Source organism: Pseudomonas shirazensis (assembly GCF_014268785.2).
Lineage (GTDB): Bacteria > Pseudomonadota > Gammaproteobacteria > Pseudomonadales > Pseudomonadaceae > Aquipseudomonas > Aquipseudomonas shirazensis.
The window spans coordinates 224,165-240,649 of the sequence record NZ_JABWRD020000002.1 but is presented as its reverse complement, the minus strand read 5'-3'; the positions used below and the strand labels follow the sequence as shown (position 1 = coordinate 240,649).

The following is a 16,485-nucleotide window of genomic DNA, read 5'->3' as shown; positions in this document are numbered from 1 at the left end:
CTCGGGATGCGCGCCGCTTTTTTTGCGGGGTTTACAGGATGGGCTTACCGCCGGTCACGCCATAGCGCGAACCGGAAATGTAGCTGGCCTCATCCGAGCCCAGCAGCACATAGATCGGGGCGACTTCGACCGGCTGGCCAGGGCGGCCCATCGGCGTTTGCGTACCGAATTCGCTGACCTGTTCGAGCGGCATGGTCGCCGGGATCAATGGTGTCCAGATCGGGCCAGGTGCGACGCTGTTTACGCGAATGCCCTTGCTGCCCAGCATCTGCGCCAGGCCTGCGGTGAAGTTGGCGATCGCGCCTTTGGTGGTGGCGTAGGGCAGCAGGGTAGGCTTGGGTGAGTCGGAATTGATCGAACTGGTATTGATGATCGAACTGCCCTTGGCCATCGACGGCAGCGCGCGCTGGCAGATGCGGAACATGGCCGTGATGTTCACGTCGAAGGTCATCACCCACTCGTCATCGGTGATGTCTTCAAGGTTTTCGTGGGACATCTGGAACGCGGCATTGTTGATCAGGATGTCGATGCGGCCAAACTTCTCCACCGTCTTGTCGACAATTTCGTAGCACACCGCCTTGTGCGCCAGATCGCCTGGCAGCAGCAGGCACTGGCGGCCAGCCTGTTCGACCCAGCGGGCAGTTTCCTGGGCGTCTTCGTGTTCATTCAGATAAGCGATGGCAACGTCGGCGCCTTCACGGGCATAGGCAATCGCCACGGCGCGGCCGATGCCGCTGTCGCCGCCTGTAATCAGGGCGATCTTGCCCTGCAGGCGGCCACTGCCTTTGTAGCTGTGCTCACCGCTATCAGGGGCCGGTTGCATCTTCTGTTGCTCGCCGGGGACGGCCTGCGGTTGTGTCGGGAACGGCGGGGTCGGGTAATCGCGCATGGTCAGTACTCCTGTTGAGATTGAAGACTCCTGATATTGGAAGGAGCCCATCCGCGGGAGTTGGAGTGCATGCGCGATCAACGCGACCAGTGGTCGAACGCTAGGGTTTGCCTGGAATCCCGTACTTGCGCAGGCGCTGGGCAATCGCGGTGTGCGAGGTGTTCAGGCGTGCCGCGAGCTGCCTGGTCGAGGGATAGCTGGGGTACAGGCGCTGCAACAGTTCACGCTCGAAATCGCCGACTGCCTGCTCAAGGCTGGCTACCTCGGTGTCCTGGCCGCGGCGCACCGCGGTGCCGGCGATGTCCAGGTCGCCAATGTCGACCAGGTCGCTGTCGCAGATGGCCGCAGCGCGGAAGATCACGTTCTGTAATTGGCGCACGTTGCCCGGCCACGGGTTGGCCAGCAACGCTGCATGGGTGCCTGGGGCGAGCTGGCAGGTCGGGCGCTGGATCTGCGTGCAGGCCTGCTGCATGAAATAGTGCGCCAGCAGCAGAATATCCTGGCCGCGCTCGCGCAGCGGCGGCACTTGCAGGTTGAGCACGTTGAGGCGGTAGAACAGGTCCTCGCGAAAGCTGCCCTCGCTGACCATGCGTTCGAGGTCACGGTGGGTGGCGCTGATGATGCGTACATCGACCTTGACCTCGCGATCGCCACCGACCCGGCGAAAACTGCCGTCGTTGAGAAAACGCAGCAGCTTGGCCTGCAGGTACGGCGACATTTCGCCGATCTCGTCGAGAAACACCGTACCCTGGTTGGCCAGCTCCATCAGCCCCGGCTTGCCACCGCGCTGCGCGCCGGTAAACGCGCCCGGGGCATAGCCGAACAGTTCGCTCTCGGCCAGGCTCTCGGGCAGCGCGGCGCAGTTGAGAGCCAGAAAGGGCGCGCCCTGACGGCTGCTCAGGGCGTGGCTGGCGCGGGCCACCAGCTCTTTGCCGGTGCCGGTTTCGCCATGCACCAGTAACGGCGCATCCAGCGCCGCTACGCGCAGGGCACGGGCCTTGAGGGTGCGAATGGCCGGCGAGTCGCCGAGCAGCGCATCGAAGCCTTCGGCGTGATCATGGTGCAGCGCCGACAAGCGCTCACCCATACGCTTGGGCGGGTACAGCGTCAGCAGGCCACCGGCATGGGTGATCGGTGTGGCATCCAGGAGCAGGCTGTGGCCGTCGAACTGCATCTCGCGCATCGGCAGGTGGAAGTTGTTGTCCAGCAGCGCCTGCAGCAGGGCCGGGTCCTTGAACAGCTCGCCAACCGAACGCCCGGCCGACTCGCGCCCGCACAGGGCGATCAGCGCCGGGTTGGCCAGCAACACCTTGCCGGCGCTGTCGACGGCCAGCACCGGGTCGCTCATGGCTGCCAGCAAGGCATCCAGCTGCAGGTGGCGGCGCTGGCCGGGGAGGATGTCGACCACTTCCACCGATTGCACGCCGTGCACTTCCAGCAGGGCATCGTGCAGTTCTTCGAGCACGGCCGGGCTGAGAGTCGGGGCGTCGATGTAGACGTTGGGCGGGACCATCTCCACGGCGTCCAGGTTGAGATGGCGGGCACCGAGCAGGGCCAGGACTTCCTGGGTGATGCCGACGCGGTCGATGAAGCTGACGTGAATGCGCATGGGGAGCGTACAAGGCTGTGGCCGCAGAGGCGCTCAGTATGCCGCGCCCGCCTCAGGCTTCAAGCCTTGTGCATCAACAAAACTGCCGGCGGTACTGTCGCCGTAAAGGCTATTCCAGGTGCTCAGGCTTGACGCAGTCGCCGGATTTGACCGCAAGCTTCTGGCGGATGTCTTCAAACATCAGGTCATAGATTTTGTGCGACGAGCCCATGCTCTCGAATTTTTTCGGCTGCGGCATGTAGCTCTGGGCCTTGCGCGTGGCGATGCTGAGAAAGCTCGGCAGGACCTGATCCTTGGCCAGAAAGAACGTCTCCTCGACCGGCTTGCCTTCGATGCTGCCGTGCATATGAAACTGGATGCCGGCGCCGTCCTTGGGGTCCGTGGCCACTTCGTAGTTGATGTTGAGGTCGTAGCTGTGATCCTGGTTGTGCAGCGCCATGCGCTCGATATGCACGTGACCTGGCTCGAACTTGGCCATGATAGCTCCTCGCAAAGGTGTGAAAACGGCGGGCGACCGGCACCCGCCAACTGCAATCAACGGTAGCTTATTCCAGGCTTGGCGGTGGACACTCGGGTGCCGGCACTGCCTTTGACGATCTCTTCGATGTCGGCCAGCGAACCAATCACCGCGACCTTGCCGGTGTTGCGGGCGAAGTCGCAGGCAGCCTGCACCTTGGGTCCCATCGAGCCTGCGGCAAAGCCAAGCCGCTCCAGTTCATCCGGGTGAGCCTGGGCAATCGCCTTCTGCGTGGGCTTGTTGAAGTCGACATACGCGGCGTTGACGTCGGTGGCGATGACCAGCAGGTCAGCGTCCAGCTGTTCAGCCAGCAGGGCCGAACACAGGTCCTTGTCTATCACCGCTTCGATGCCTTTGAGCTTGCGGTTGTCATCGTACATGGTGGGGATGCCGCCGCCACCGGCGCAGATCACGATGCTGCGTTTTTCCAGCAACCATTTGATCGGACGGATTTCGAAGATGCGCTTGGGTTTCGGGCTGGCGACTACCCGGCGGAATTTGTCGCCGTCAGGCTTGACCACCCATCCCTTGTCCTTGGCCAGACGCTCGGCGTCCTCCTTGCTGTAGACCGGGCCGATGAACTTGGTCGGGTCCTTGAAGGCCGGGTCGTTGGCGTCGACTTCGACCTGGGTGAGCAGGGTGGCGAACGGCACTTCGAAGTCGAGCAGGTTGCCCAGCTCCTGTTCGATCATGTAGCCGATCATGCCTTCGGTTTCAGCGCCAAGCACGTCCAGCGGGTAGGCTTCGTCCGGCTTGTAGGCCTGGGCCTGCAGCGACAGCAAACCGACCTGTGGGCCGTTGCCGTGGGCGATGACCAGTTCATTGCCGGGGTGGATCTTGGCGATCTGTTCGGTGGCGGTGCGGATGTTGCTTCGCTGATTGTCAGCGGTCAGAGGCTCGCCTCGGCGGAGCAGGGCGTTGCCGCCCAGTGCAACAACGATACGCATGGTCAAGTGTCCTTTGGCAGAGAGGAGCAGACGGCTTGGCCGCTGCGGGTGAACGTGGAAAAGCAGCAATTCACCTCGCAACGGCCACGCCAGCCCAGCGGGTCGGTCAGAGATCAGCCAGGGTCGAGACCAGGATCGCCTTGATCGTGTGCATGCGGTTTTCCGCCTGCTCGAAGGCAATGCAGGCCGGCGACTCGAATACGTCGTCGGTCACTTCGATACCGTTGGCCAGGTGCGGGTACTGCTCGGCGATCTGCTTGCCGACTTTAGTGTCGGAGTTGTGGAACGCCGGCAGGCAGTGCATGAACTTGGCCCGCGGGTTGCCGGTGGCCTTCATCAGCTCGGCGTTGACCTGGTACGGCAGCAGTTGCTGAATGCGTTCGCCCCAGGCTTCGACTGGCTCGCCCATCGATACCCAAACGTCGGTATGGACGAAATCGACGCCTTTTACCGCCGCTTTCGGGTCTTCGGTGAGGGTGATGCGCGCGCCGCTTTCTTCGGCGTATTTGTGGCAGCGTTCGACCAGATCATCGTGCGGCCACAGCGCCTTGGGCGCGGCAATGCGCACGTCCATGCCGAGCTTGGCGCCGATCAGCAGCAGCGAGTTGCCCATGTTGTTGCGGGCGTCGCCCAGGTAGGCGTAGCTGATGTCGTGGATCGGCTTGTCGCTGTTTTCGCGCATGGTCAGCACGTCGGCGATCATCTGGGTAGGGTGGTATTCATCGGTCAGGCCGTTGAACACCGGTACCCCGGCAAACTTGGCCAGCTCTTCGACGATCTCCTGCTTGAAACCGCGGTACTCGATGGCGTCGTACATGCGCCCGAGCACCCGTGCGGTGTCCTTCATGCTTTCCTTGTGGCCGATCTGCGACGAATTGGGGTCGATGTAGGTGACATTGGCGCCTTGGTCGTAGGCGGCCACTTCGAACGCGCAGCGGGTGCGGGTCGAGGTCTTTTCGAAGATCAGGGCAATGTTGTTGCCCTTCAGGTGCTGCTGCTCGGTGCCGGTGTACTTGGCGCGCTTGAGGTCGCGGGACAGGTCGAGCAGGTAGCGCAGCTCGCGCGTGGTGTGATGTTCCAGGCTGAGCAGGTTGCGGTTGTGGATGTTGAACGCCATGACAGTTCTCCTTGGATTCGGTGAGGTACCCGGCCGGCGCCTGGTGAGCGCGGCCGGGGTGCTGGCTATTTCAGTAATCGATAGGGTCGCGGATGATCGGGCAGGTCATGCAGTGGCCGCCGCCACGGCCACGGCCGAGTTCGCCGGCACTGATGGTGATGACCTCCACTCCAGCCTTGCGCAGCAGGGTATTGGTATAGGTATTGCGGTCGTAGCCGATGACCACACCAGGCTCGAGCGCGACCACGTTGTTGCCGTCATCCCACTGCTCGCGCTCGGCGGCAAAGGCGTTGCCGCCGGTTTCCACCACGCGCAGCTCTTTCAGATTGAGCGACTCGGCGACCACTTCGATGAAGCTCTTGTGCTCGCGGCGCACGTCCAGGCCATACGGCTTGCTGCTGTCCTGACGGATCACGAACGGCACAATCTCTTTGACTACTTCCGGGAAGACCGTGACCAGGTCGCGGTCGCAGAAGCTGAACACGGTGTCCAGGTGCATCGCCGCGCGAGATTTGGGCAGGCCGGCGACCACTACTTTTTCTACCGCGCCCTTGGCGAACAGCGACTGCGCCAGTTGGCCGATGGCCTGGCGCGAAGTGCGCTCACCCATGCCGATCAAGACCACGCCGTTGCCGATCGGCATGACGTCGCCGCCTTCCAGGGTGGACTTGCCATGGTCCTGGTCAGGGTCGCCGTACCAGATTTCGAAGTCGGCGCTGGTGAACTGTGGGTGGAACTTGTAGATGGCGGTGGTCAGCAGGGTTTCCTGACGGCGCGCTGGCCAATACATCGGGTTCAGCGTGACGCCGCCGTAGATCCAGCAGGTGGTGTCGCGGGTGAACTGGGTGTTGGGCAGCGGGTCGAGGAGGAAGCTGGAGTGACCGAGGTAGTCGCGGTACATCTTGATCACGCTGGCGCCTTCGCTTTCGGGCAGGTCTTCGCCGGCCACGCCGCCAATCAGAAACTCGGCCAGACGGCGCGGCTCCATGCCTTCGAGCCAGCTGCGCACTTCGTTGGTCAGGCCCAGGCCGACGGTGTCGGCGGTGATCTTGCGGTCGAGGATCCACTTCAGGGCTTCGGGGATTTGCACGGTCTCGGTAAGCAGGTTGTGCATTTCCAGCACTTCGATGCCGCGCTCGCGCATCTTGGTGACAAAGTCGAAGTGGTCGCGCTTGGCCTGGTTGACCCAGATAACATCGTCAAACAGCAGCTCGTCGCAGTTGCTTGGAGTCAGCCGCTGATGCGCCAGGCCTGGTGAGCAGACCATCACTTTGCGCAGTTTGCCGGCTTCGGAATGGACGCCGTACTTGAGGTTTTCGGTGGACATGGTGATTGCCTCCATAATGCAGATTCGGTGATTAAAGGGTCAGGAAACCGTCATACAGGCCGTAGGCCGCCACCAGCGCGCCGACGACTACCGCGGCGAAGATCAGCTTCTCCATGCTGGTGAAGATCGGTTGCCCCAGTTCACGCTTGGCCTTGGCGAACAGGATCGCCCCAGGCGCATACAGCAGCGCCGACAGCAGCAGGTACTTCATGCCACCGGCATACAGCAGCCAGATCGCGTAGATCAGGGCGATGGCGCCGATCAACAGGTCCTTGCGCCGCTCACCGGGTGCTTGTTCGTAGGTTTCGCCGCGCAGCGCCATGAGAAAGCCGTAGGCCGCCGACCATAGGTAGGGCACCAGGATCATCGAGGTGGCGAGGTAGATCAGCGACAGGTAGGTGCTGGCCGAGAACAGGGTGATGATCAGGAACACCTGCACCATCGCGTTGGTCAGCCAAAGGGCGTTGGTCGGGACATGGTTGGCGTTTTCGCGGCGGAGAAACTCCGGCATGGTGTGGTCCTTGGCCGCCGCGAACATGATCTCGGCGCACAGCAGCACCCACGACAGCAACGCCCCGAGCAGCGAGATGATCAGGCCGACGCTGATCAGCACCGCGCCCCAGTGGCCGACCACATGCTCAAGCACTGCCGCCATCGACGGGTTCTGCAGCTTGGCCAGTTCCGGTTGGGTCATCACGCCCATCGACAGCACGTTGATCAGCACCAGGAACAGCAGCACGGTGATAAAGCCGATTACCGTGGCCTTGCCGACGTCGGCGCGTTTTTCTGCACGCGAGGAGAAGATGCTCGCGCCCTCGATGCCGATGAACACCCACACGGTGACCAGCATCATGTTGCGCACCTGGTTCATCACGCTGCCCAGGTCCGGCGAGCCGACCGCCCAGATGTCGGCGGTGATCACGTCGAGCTTGAACGCGAACAGGCAGATCAGCGCGAACAAGGCCAGCGGCACCACCTTGGCGATGGTCGTCACCAGGTTGATGAAGGCGGCTTCCTTGATCCCGCGCAGCACCAGAAAATGCACGGCCCAGAGCAGGATCGAGGCGCCGATCACCGCCGCCGGCGTGTTGCCTTCGCCAAATACCGGGAAGAAATAACCGAGCGTGCTGAACAACAGCACGAAGTAACCGACGTTGCCCAGCCAGGCACTGATCCAGTAACCCCAGGCTGAGGAAAAGCCCATGTAGTCACCAAATCCAGCCTTGGCGTAGGCATATACCCCACCGTCCAGATCGGGCTTGCGATTGGCCAGGGTCTGGAATACGAACGCCAGGGTCAACATGCCCACTGCGGTAATTGCCCAGCCAATCAATACCGCGCCAACACCGGCACTGGCGGCCATGTTTTGCGGGAGGGAAAATATCCCGCCACCAATCATCGAGCCGACCACAAGTGCGACCAGTGCGCCGAGTTTAAGTTTTTCGGGAGAATCAGACATTTAACGACTCCGTACCAGGAGAAAGTTGACGTCATGGTAAACCTGACGCCGCCGGCATTCGCTGATGTAGATCAGTTCATGGCAACGTAAGGCCAAGGCCCAACGTGTCTCCTGGAGTGTGCCGACCGCTCTGCTGCAGGCCTTTGCACCGGCAACTCCATGTCAATGTAGAGTAAACACTCTGTTCTGCCTGCGATGTTTCAAACTAGCCGCTTTTACCGGATAGGCAAATTTTCAGCGTAAATAAAAATTATTACTGCAGCAGGCTATAGTTGCCCGGCAGCCTCCCATTGGCGCACAGGATCGCCTATAGACAGTGTTGCTATTAGTGCTATAGCGTTTAATGGCGACAGCGCATATGCAGCGCTATTTATATGGACTCAAAATTGTTGCGTGCAGATGACATCAACCAACGGTGGGCGCCCAATGAGCGAGCCTGGAAATAAACTGCGACTCGGTGCATTGATTGCGCTGGTAGTGGGTTCGATGATTGGTGGCGGGATCTTTTCGCTGCCGCAGAACATGGCCGCCCGCGCCGACGCCGGCGCTGTGTTGATCGGCTGGGGCATCACCGCCGTAGGCATGCTGGCGCTGGCGTTCGTGTTCCAGACCCTGGCCAACCGCAAACCCGAACTCGACTCGGGGGTGTATGCCTACGCCAAGGCCGGCTTTGGCGACTACATGGGTTTCTCTTCGGCGTGGGGCTACTGGATCAGCGCCTGGCTGGGCAACGTCGGCTACTTCGTACTGCTGTTCAGCACCCTGGGGTTTTATTTTCCAATGTTCGGCGAGGGCAATACGCCGGTGGCGATCGGCTGCGCCTCGGTGTTGCTCTGGTGCGTGCACTTTGTGGTGCTGCGTGGGATCAAGGAAGCCGCGTTCATCAACCTGATCACTACCGTGGCCAAGGTAGTGCCACTGCTGATTTTCATCGTGATTGCCGCCGTGGCGTTTCGTGCCGAAGTCTTCACCCGCGACCTCTGGGGCGCTAGCAACCCGCAGTTCGGCAGCGTAATGGAGCAGGTCCGCAACATGATGCTGGTGACCGTGTTCGTGTTTATCGGCATCGAGGGCGCGAGCGTGTACTCGGCGCGGGCCCAGCGCCGTTCAGACGTGGGCAAGGCGACTGTGATCGGCTTTCTCGGCGTGCTCGCCTTGCTGGTGCTGGTCAACGTGCTGTCGCTTGGGGTGATGACCCAGCCGCAGCTGGCGGGGTTGCAGAACCCCTCGCTGGCAGCGGTGCTGGAGCATATCGTCGGCCCATGGGGCGCGCTGCTGATCAGCCTGGGCCTGGCGGTGTCACTGCTGGGCGCGCTGCTGTCGTGGGCGCTGTTGTGTGCAGAGATCCTCTACGCCACGGCCAAGGACAAGACCATGCCGCGTTTTCTCACCGTCGAGAACGCCAATCACGTGCCGGCCAACGCGCTGTGGCTGACCAACTGCATGATCCAGGGCTTTTTGCTGATCACGCTGTTTTCGGCAGGTACCTACACCAGTCTGATCTATCTGGCGTCGTCGATGATTCTGGTGCCGTACCTGTGGTCGGCGGCCTATGCTGTGCTGCTGGCGCTGCGCGGTGAAGGCTATGCCGAGCAAGCCGGGCTGCGCCGCAAGGACCTGATGGTGGCCGGCCTGGCGCTGGTCTACGCGATCTGGCTGTTGTACGCCGGCGGGCTCAAGTACCTGCTGCTGTCGGCGTTGCTGTATGCGCCAGGGGTGATTCTGTTTGCAAGGGCCAAGCACGAGCAGGGCCAGGCGCTCTTCACCGGCTGGGAAAAGCTGATTTTCGCTGCGGTGCTGGCAGGTGCAGGCGTGGCCGCGTATGCGCTGTACGCGGGGTTGTTGACGCTCTAGCTCAGCCGGCATTGCAGTTGGAGGCTGCGGGCTGAACGCGCTCCGGGCGTGACCATATCCACAGGTTGCCCAGGCTCATGCCGGCGATGGCCAGAAACACCGGCCAACGGTGCTCTAGAAAGGTCAGCATCAGGCAGGCGCAAATCAGCATGCTCACGGTGGCGCTGATTTTCGCCCGGCGCTGGATCACCCGGCCGTTGCGCCAGTTGTGCAGGATCGGCCCGAACAGCCGATGGTTCTCCAGCCAGGCGCTCAGGCGCGGCGAGCTGCGCGTCGCGGCCCAGGCTGCAAGCAGAATGAACTCGGTGGTCGGCAGGCCCGGAATGACAATCGCCACCAAGCCGATACCCAGGCTCACATAAGCCAGGATCGCGTACAGCAGGCGGGTCAGTTTCGAGCGGGCAAGTTGGGTCATGGTCTCACTGCAAAAACGGCCGGTCACCACCGCGGTGACCGGCTAAAGCGTATCAGGCCGGCGCGACTTCTGCCGCGTAGGCATGCTTGAGCAACTCGGTGAAGCGCTCGAAGGCGGCGACTGCAGCACGCTCGGCGGCTGCGTCTTCTTCAGCGGACAGCTCCAGGCCATCGAGGATGCGCGTGAACTGTTTCCAGCCTTCGGCGCGGCCACCGGCCGGCTCACCCAGGTGACGTGCGCCAAAGCTGTCGGACAGCTCCAGTGCCACTGCACGCTTGATCAAAAAAGCGGCGCCCAGTTTGGATCCTTCGGAGACGAAGATCCAGCCTAGTGCCTCGCCCAGGCTCGGCGCCTGCAACGCGCCAGCCACGGGTGCCGGCACTTCGGTATTGAGGTCGACGAGGTCCATGCGAGCCTGATCGGCGCGGCAGCGGGCGGCCAGGTCGGGCACGATGAGGGTCAGCTGCGGATCGTTGTACAGCCCCTGCAGCTCGGACTGAAACAGGTACTGGGCAACCACGAAGCGGGCAAAGTTGTCACGGTTGGCAAACGGCGCGTGGGCTTTGACCAGTGCGTCGAGCTCGGTGTGTGGAGCGTTGGTCGCCTGATTCAGGCGTTGCGAGCGCAGCTGCGGGCGCTCGGCGTTGGCAGCGTTGGTCATGGTGGGTCCTTGGAAAATGGGCGGTCTAGTTACGAGACGAACAAGCGGGCTGAACACAGTAAAAATTCATGCTCAATAATCCTGGCAGCGCAGGTCGATGTAGGAGCGGCCTCGTGTCGCGAAAGGCCCGCAAAGCGGGCCCAGCAATTCTGCGGTGCTGCACAAATCCTGGGGCCGCTACGCAGCCCTTTCCGACCGGTCCGGCGCCCCGGCAAGGCCGCTACAGGGGGCCGCGTAAGCAGGTAATGCGCAGGTCAGATATCCCAGATCACGTTCACGGCAAAATTGCGCCCGGGCATGGTCAGGCGGTCGAGGTTGGCTGGCTGGGTCACCGCCGCTTCGCCCTGGCCGTCGTAGCCACGCACCGAATCCCACTGCCAGTACTTCTTGTTGGTCAGGTTGTACACGCCGGCGTTGACGGTGACGTCGTCGGTGACCTTGTAGAAACCGCTCAAGTCGAGCACGCCGTAGCCCGGGCTGCGGAACTGGGTGCTGGCGCCGTCCGGAGCGAAGAAGGCGCTGTCGTCGACGCGGGTCTTGCGTTTGACCAAAGTCCAGCTGAGCAGGGCGCCATAGTCGGCCTGGTCATAACCGAGACCAAACACGCCGGTCAGCGGGTTGACGCTGTTGATCGGCTGGCCATTGTCATCGTTGCGACCGTGGGCATAGGCAATCGAGGTCTGGCCATACAGGCCCTGCGATGCGCCAAAGTGATCGAGGTTCAAGCGGCCTTTGAACTCGGCGCCCTTGATGGTGGCGTGCTTGATGTTGCTGGCCTGGAAGGTGGTGCCGAGGTTGGCCGACTGCACGGCGTCTTCGTTGATGAAATCCCGGTACTTGTTGTAGAACACCGCGACATCGAAGTTACCCGCGGCAAAGTTGCCGCGCAGGCCGGTTTCATAGCTCTTGCTTTTTTCCGGCTCCAGGCCCGGATTGCCCTCTACCCGGTAGCCCACAATCGGGTTGTCGAAGCGCCCGTACATCGACTTGGCCGTCGGCGTGCGGAAGCCTTCGGCGTACTGGCCGTACCAGGTGTAGTTGTCGTCAAAGGCGTAGGTTACGCCAAGCTTGGGCGACAGGCGATGCCACTTCTTGTCCGAGTCGTCGACCGCAGTCGGAGCAACGCCGGTGCCCTGAATGCCACGCAGGAAGGCGTCGGTCATCTCCGGTCGCATGCGCGTGTAGTCGTAGCGCGCGCCAGGCAGGAAGGTCCAGCTGTTCCAGCGAATCTCGTCCTGGGCGAACAGACTGTAAGTGTCGACGGTCGGGTCCGGGAAGTCGCTGACCAGCGCCTGGCCATCGCGGGCGCTGTCCTGGCCTACCGCTGTGCAGCTGCCGCCGACGTTCAGGCAGGTGCCGCTGCCGCTGCGCGTACCGGTGACTTCTTCATGCTTGAGGGTGGTGCCGTAGGTCAGCAGATGGTCGGTCTGGCCGATGCTGAAGGACTTGTCCAACTGCCCGTCGAATACCCATTGGCGGTCCTTGTAAGTGGTCTTGCGGTCACGTGCTACCTGGCGACCCGAGGCGACATACAGCTCTTCGGTACGCTGATCGGTCTTGGCGATCTGGTAGTTCAGGCTCCACTTGGCGCGGTCGGCGAACAGGCTGTCGAGGCCGAATTCATGGTTGATGCCAAACCGCTCGCGAGTGACCGTGTCATTGCCCTGGCGCGCGCGGTATGAATTCATCGCGCCAAAGCCTGGTATGAACGGCCCGCCTACGGCGCTGAGGATGTTCTGATCGCGATCATCCTTGTAGGTTTCGTAGGTAAAGCCCAGCCGCGCATCGTCGGCGTAGTTCCAGCCGGCCTTGGCCAGCACGTTGGTAGTGCGCACGTCTTCAGGGTTGGCCGCGGTGCGATCGAGCCCGGTGCCGTTGTGCTCGCCATAGGACTGGGTCTCATGGCCGTTACGCTGGCTCAAGTGCAGCAGGCCATCGACATCGCCCTGGCGGCCGGCGATTGTGGCCGAGGTCAGCCAGCTTTCGTCAGCCGAGCTGTAACCGGTCTTCAAGCGTGCGCCGATGTCCTTGCCCGGTTTGATGATGTCGTCCGCGTCGAGGGTGAAGTAGCTGACCGCGCCACCGATGGCGTTGCTGCCGTACAGCACCGAAGCCGGGCCGCGCAGTATCTCTACGCGCTTGACGATTTCCGGGTCGACATAGTTGCGTTGGGTCTGCGCATAGGGGCCGTAGAAGAAACTGTCGGGGATCGACACTCCGTCGATCTGGGTCAGGATCCGTTCACCGTCGATGCCGCGGATGTTGTAGCCGTTGAGGCCGCTGCGCTGGCCGGTGCCGCCAACCGAAACACCCGGCTCGTAACGCACCAATTGCTGGATATCGTTGACGTTCTGTCGATCCAGCTGCTCGCGGGTCTGCACAGTGACGGTGCTCGGCACCTGGCTGACATCCTGGGCGCTGCGGGTGGCGCTGACGGTCAGTTGCTGCAGGGCAATCACACTGCTGGCCGACTGGCGTTCAAGCACCACGTTGCCGTTACCGATCTTGCGGTAGCTCAGCCCGGTGCCTTGCAGCAAACGCTGCAGCGCAGGCTCGGCTGGCAGCGAGCCCTGGACGCCGGGCGATGAGATACCCTCGGCGACCTCGGCGCTGAAGCCGACCTGCCAGCCGGTAACCTGGCTGAAGGCGTTGATGGCCGCAACCAGTGGCTGTTGGCTAATGCTGAAGCGGTAATCGCCCATGCGCGGGCTGTTGGCCTGGGCCGGCTCTGCGGCCAGGGCCGGCAGGCTGACGGTGCCACTGGCGATCAGGGCCAAGGTCAGCAGAGACAGCTGTCCCAGGCGGCGGGGTGACGGGCGGAGTTGAGCTGTGGACATCGAAAACGCTCCCAGACGCGCGAACTGTTATAGGTGATGCTTGTTCCTGTTTAAAAACAAGAATCAGTTGCATTGGCTATAACGAGACGTGTTGTGGGTAGCGATCGCGTAAAAATAATCAAGGCGGCAGTCAGCGATTCAGTTGAGGATCACCAGCGCCGGGTATTCATGCAGCCTGGCTGAGGTGATCTGGGCCAGCGCGCGCAAGGTTTCCAGCGGTTGGTCGAGGCGGTAGTTACCGGTCACGGCAACCTGCTCGAGCGCGCCGTTGCGGCTGATGATCCAGCCCGGATAGTAACGGCGCACCTCGGCCAATACTTCGCTCAGCGGGCAGTTCTCGAACACCAGGCGGCCCTCGACCCAGGCCAGATCCTGGCGCATATCAGGGCGGCTGGGCTGGCCAAAACCCTGCGGGCCAACGCTGATGCTGTCGCCGGCGCGCAGGCGAATGTGCTGATCACTGGCGGCGTGCAGGTCGACATCGCCGCGCTGCACGCGGACCTGCGCCTGGCCATCCAGGTAGCGCACGGCAAAGTCGGTGTCGCGGACCTGCGCACGTATCGGCCCGGCCTGCACCTCAAGCGCCTGCTCACCGGCACGGCGTACCTGAAAGTACGCCTCGCCTTGTAGCAGGCGGGCCACTGGCTGGCCGTCGCGCACATCGCTGGCAAACGCCGAGTCGGTGTTGAGCAGGACCTTGGTGCCGTCGTCCAGCTGCAGCCGCTGGCGCTCGCCGACCACGGTCAGGTGATCGGCCTGCAGCCGCACCGGCAGGTTGCCGAAGGTGAACAGGCCGACCAGCAGCACGGCTGCGCTGGCCAGTGGCTTCCAGTGGCGGCGCAGGCGAGCGGCTGGAGCGTTGCGCTGGGCCTGGTGGATCTGGCCGGCGGCCTGACGCAGGGGCACACCGTTCCAAACCGCTTCGGCCTCGACATAGGCCTCGGCGTTTTCCGGCGCAGCGCTCAGCCAGGCCTCGAAGGCTGCGGTGTCTGCTGCGCTGGCGCATTGCAGGCGCAGCAGCCAGTCCAGTGCCTCGTCCATGGCACGCGCGCGGGCATCGGGCCCGGCAGGTGTCGGGCGGGGGCTGGGGCTGTCGGTCACGAAGGGTCCTTGCTTGGGGGATTTTGCCGAATGATCGGGGCTGCAACGGGCCAAGGCAAGCGCTTTACCGATCCTGGCGGGCCAGCGGTCGGCTTACTTGAGCCGCTCGGCCACACCCATGCAGATGGCCATGATCAGTTTCAGTTCCTTTTGCACGGTGCTCGCCGAAACCTGCAACTGCTCGGCAATCTCCAGGTAGCTGGCGCCGTGCAGGCGGCTGAGGATGAAGATGCGCTGCTGGCGCGTGCTCAGTTGGCCAAGGCTGACACTTAGGTGCTTGAGCAACTGCTCGGCGTGGGCGGCGTCCTCGCTGCTGCTGGTGGGGGCGGCGACGTTGTGCAGGATCTGCTCGGGCACATCCTCGACCAGCGTGCGCGCTTGTACGCGGCGGGCGCGCAGGTGATCCAGGGCCAGGTTGCGGGCAGTCTGGAACACGAACGGCTCGAGGTGTTCGACCGGCCGTTCGCCCAGGGCGCGGGTTACCCGCAGGTAGGTTTCCTGGAGCAGGTCTTCAGCGGTACTGGGGTTGCCCACCATGCCTTGCAGCGTGCGCAGCAGGCTGAGGCGTTGGGTTAGGAAGACGATATTGAAGCGTGACTGACTCACGGGGCGACCTGGCCGATACGGAGGTTAATGATAATGCTTATCATCACCCATATTGGTCAAGCGTTAAAACTGATCCCTTGCGAGGCTTATGTCCGGCCCCAGCAGGCAGCGCAATGTCTGCGCTGCCTGCTGGGCGAGCCACCTTACTGCGCGTTGTGCAGCGCCAGGCAGTTGTCGAGCATGCGGTTGGAGAAGCCCCACTCGTTGTCATACCAGGCCAGCACCTTGAGCATGCGACCGTTACTGCGGGTGTGATTGGCATCGAAGATCGACGACAACGGGTTGTGGTTGAAGTCGCACGACACCAGCGGCAGGGCGTTGTAACCCAGTACCCGCGAGTGGCGGCTGGCTTCGAGGAACAGCTGGTTGACCTGCTCGGCGCTGGCTTCGCGCTTGAGATTGACGGTCAGATCCACCAGCGACACATTGATCACCGGCACGCGCACGGCCATGCCGGTCAGCTTGCCCGCCAGTTCTGGCAGCACCAGGCCGACCGCTTCGGCGGCGCCGGTCTTGCTCGGGATCATCGACTGGGTGGCTGAACGCGCCCGGTATGGGTCGCTGTGGTACACGTCGGTCAGGACCTGGTCGTTGGTGTAGGCGTGAATGGTAGTCATCAAACCCTGCTCGATGCCGAACTCGCGGTGCAGCACCTGGGCAATCGGCGCCAGGCAGTTGGTGGTGCAGGAGGCGCTGGAGATGATCTGGTGCGAGGCACGCAGCACATCATGGTTGACCCCGTAGACGATGGTGGCGTCAACGCCCTTGCCTGGCGCCGAAATGATTACCTTGCCGGCGCCGGCGCTCAAATGTGCTGCAGCCTTGGCGCGGTCGGTGAACAGCCCGGTGCATTCGAATACGACGTCGATGGCTTCGGCCTTCCACGGCAGCTCGGCCGGATTACGGATGGCGCTGACCGCGATGCGGTCGCCGTTGACGGTCAGGCTTTCATGATCGGCCTCGACCTGTGCATCGAAAATGCCGTGGACGCTGTCGTACTTGAGCAGGTGGGCGTTCATCGCGCTGTCGCCCAGATCGTTGATGGCGACGACCTGCAGGTCTTGCCGGTAGCCTTGGGTATACAGTGCGCGCAGGACGTTGCGCCCGATACGGCCGAATCCGTTGATGGCGATGCGTAGGGTCATG

The 16,485-nt window shown here is 62.7% G+C and carries 14 protein-coding genes; 1 reads left to right on the top strand and 13 read right to left on the bottom strand.

All coding sequences use genetic code 11. From position 1 onward, the window contains the following. Positions 1-31: 31 nt before the first annotated feature. The 7 genes from HU736_RS12350 to arcD (HU736_RS12320) form a co-directional block, all read right to left on the bottom strand. Positions 32-889, bottom strand: coding sequence for an SDR family oxidoreductase (locus HU736_RS12350; protein ID WP_186697529.1), 858 nt, complete (start codon positions 887-889; stop codon positions 32-34). A gap of 100 nt (positions 890-989) precedes the next feature. Beyond that, positions 990-2,498 (bottom strand): transcriptional regulator GcsR, encoded by a 1,509-nt coding sequence (gcsR, locus tag HU736_RS12345; protein ID WP_186697531.1) that lies wholly within the window; start codon positions 2,496-2,498, stop codon positions 990-992. Between the two features lie 109 nt (positions 2,499-2,607). After that, on the bottom strand, positions 2,608-2,976 hold the full coding sequence (locus HU736_RS12340) for a DUF5064 family protein (RefSeq protein WP_186697533.1): 369 nt from the start codon (positions 2,974-2,976) through the stop codon (positions 2,608-2,610). Positions 2,977-3,032: 56 nt separating this feature from the next. Continuing rightward, positions 3,033-3,962: a carbamate kinase gene (gene arcC / locus HU736_RS12335; protein WP_103436213.1), complete on the bottom strand. Its 930-nt coding sequence runs from the start codon at positions 3,960-3,962 to the stop codon at positions 3,033-3,035. Between the two features lie 106 nt (positions 3,963-4,068). Then, positions 4,069-5,079, bottom strand: a complete 1,011-nt coding sequence (locus HU736_RS12330; RefSeq protein WP_101316942.1) for an ornithine carbamoyltransferase — start codon at positions 5,077-5,079, stop codon at positions 4,069-4,071. A gap of 70 nt (positions 5,080-5,149) precedes the next feature. Then, positions 5,150-6,406, bottom strand: coding sequence for an arginine deiminase (arcA, locus tag HU736_RS12325; RefSeq protein ID WP_186697535.1), 1,257 nt, complete (start codon positions 6,404-6,406; stop codon positions 5,150-5,152). A gap of 31 nt (positions 6,407-6,437) precedes the next feature. After that, complete coding sequence (gene arcD, locus HU736_RS12320; RefSeq protein ID WP_103436215.1) at positions 6,438-7,865, bottom strand: arginine-ornithine antiporter; 1,428 nt, start codon at positions 7,863-7,865, stop codon at positions 6,438-6,440. 426 nt (positions 7,866-8,291) lie between these two features. Between arcD (HU736_RS12320) and arcD (HU736_RS12315) the strand changes: the two genes are divergently transcribed. Then, on the top strand, positions 8,292-9,719 hold the full coding sequence (gene arcD / locus HU736_RS12315) for an arginine-ornithine antiporter (RefSeq protein WP_186697537.1): 1,428 nt from the start codon (positions 8,292-8,294) through the stop codon (positions 9,717-9,719). A gap of 1 nt (position 9,720) precedes the next feature. On the opposite strand, the gene HU736_RS12310 is transcribed toward arcD (HU736_RS12315), so the two are convergent. The 6 genes from HU736_RS12310 to gap all read right to left on the bottom strand — a co-directional run bounded on the left by HU736_RS12310 (position 9,721) and on the right by gap (position 16,484). Further along, positions 9,721-10,134 (bottom strand): YbaN family protein, encoded by a 414-nt coding sequence (locus tag HU736_RS12310; protein ID WP_103436217.1) that lies wholly within the window; start codon positions 10,132-10,134, stop codon positions 9,721-9,723. 52 nt (positions 10,135-10,186) lie between these two features. Beyond that, entirely contained in the window at positions 10,187-10,795 is a 609-nt protein-coding gene (locus tag HU736_RS12305; RefSeq protein ID WP_186697539.1) for a biliverdin-producing heme oxygenase, read from the bottom strand. 254 nt (positions 10,796-11,049) lie between these two features. Then, positions 11,050-13,632, bottom strand: a complete 2,583-nt coding sequence (locus tag HU736_RS12300; protein ID WP_186697541.1) for a TonB-dependent receptor — start codon at positions 13,630-13,632, stop codon at positions 11,050-11,052. A 138-nt stretch (positions 13,633-13,770) separates the two neighbouring features. After that, positions 13,771-14,733 (bottom strand): FecR domain-containing protein, encoded by a 963-nt coding sequence (locus tag HU736_RS12295; protein WP_186697543.1) that lies wholly within the window; start codon positions 14,731-14,733, stop codon positions 13,771-13,773. A gap of 93 nt (positions 14,734-14,826) precedes the next feature. After that, positions 14,827-15,339, bottom strand: a complete 513-nt coding sequence (locus HU736_RS12290; protein ID WP_103436221.1) for an RNA polymerase sigma factor — start codon at positions 15,337-15,339, stop codon at positions 14,827-14,829. A 143-nt stretch (positions 15,340-15,482) separates the two neighbouring features. Continuing rightward, positions 15,483-16,484 (bottom strand): type I glyceraldehyde-3-phosphate dehydrogenase, encoded by a 1,002-nt coding sequence (gap, locus tag HU736_RS12285; protein WP_101316958.1) that lies wholly within the window; start codon positions 16,482-16,484, stop codon positions 15,483-15,485. Between the last annotated feature and the right edge of the window lies 1 nt (position 16,485).

Bases quoted from the DNA above. Each gene is read 5' to 3' on its own strand.
- HU736_RS12350 (WP_186697529.1), bottom strand. From the start codon at position 889: ATGCGCGATTACCCGACCCCGCCGTTCCCGACACAACCGCAGGCCGTC.
- gcsR (WP_186697531.1), bottom strand. From the start codon at position 2,498: ATGCGCATTCACGTCAGCTTCATCGACCGCGTCGGCATCACCCAGGAA.
- HU736_RS12340 (WP_186697533.1), bottom strand. From the start codon at position 2,976: ATGGCCAAGTTCGAGCCAGGTCACGTGCATATCGAGCGCATGGCGCTG.
- arcC (WP_103436213.1), bottom strand. From the start codon at position 3,962: ATGCGTATCGTTGTTGCACTGGGCGGCAACGCCCTGCTCCGCCGAGGC.
- HU736_RS12330 (WP_101316942.1), bottom strand. From the start codon at position 5,079: ATGGCGTTCAACATCCACAACCGCAACCTGCTCAGCCTGGAACATCAC.
- arcA (WP_186697535.1), bottom strand. From the start codon at position 6,406: ATGTCCACCGAAAACCTCAAGTACGGCGTCCATTCCGAAGCCGGCAAA.
- arcD (WP_103436215.1), bottom strand. From the start codon at position 7,865: ATGTCTGATTCTCCCGAAAAACTTAAACTCGGCGCACTGGTCGCACTT.
- arcD (WP_186697537.1), top strand. From the start codon at position 8,292: ATGAGCGAGCCTGGAAATAAACTGCGACTCGGTGCATTGATTGCGCTG.
- HU736_RS12310 (WP_103436217.1), bottom strand. From the start codon at position 10,134: ATGACCCAACTTGCCCGCTCGAAACTGACCCGCCTGCTGTACGCGATC.
- HU736_RS12305 (WP_186697539.1), bottom strand. From the start codon at position 10,795: ATGACCAACGCTGCCAACGCCGAGCGCCCGCAGCTGCGCTCGCAACGC.
- HU736_RS12300 (WP_186697541.1), bottom strand. From the start codon at position 13,632: ATGTCCACAGCTCAACTCCGCCCGTCACCCCGCCGCCTGGGACAGCTG.
- gap (WP_101316958.1), bottom strand. From the start codon at position 16,484: ATGACCCTACGCATCGCCATCAACGGATTCGGCCGTATCGGGCGCAAC.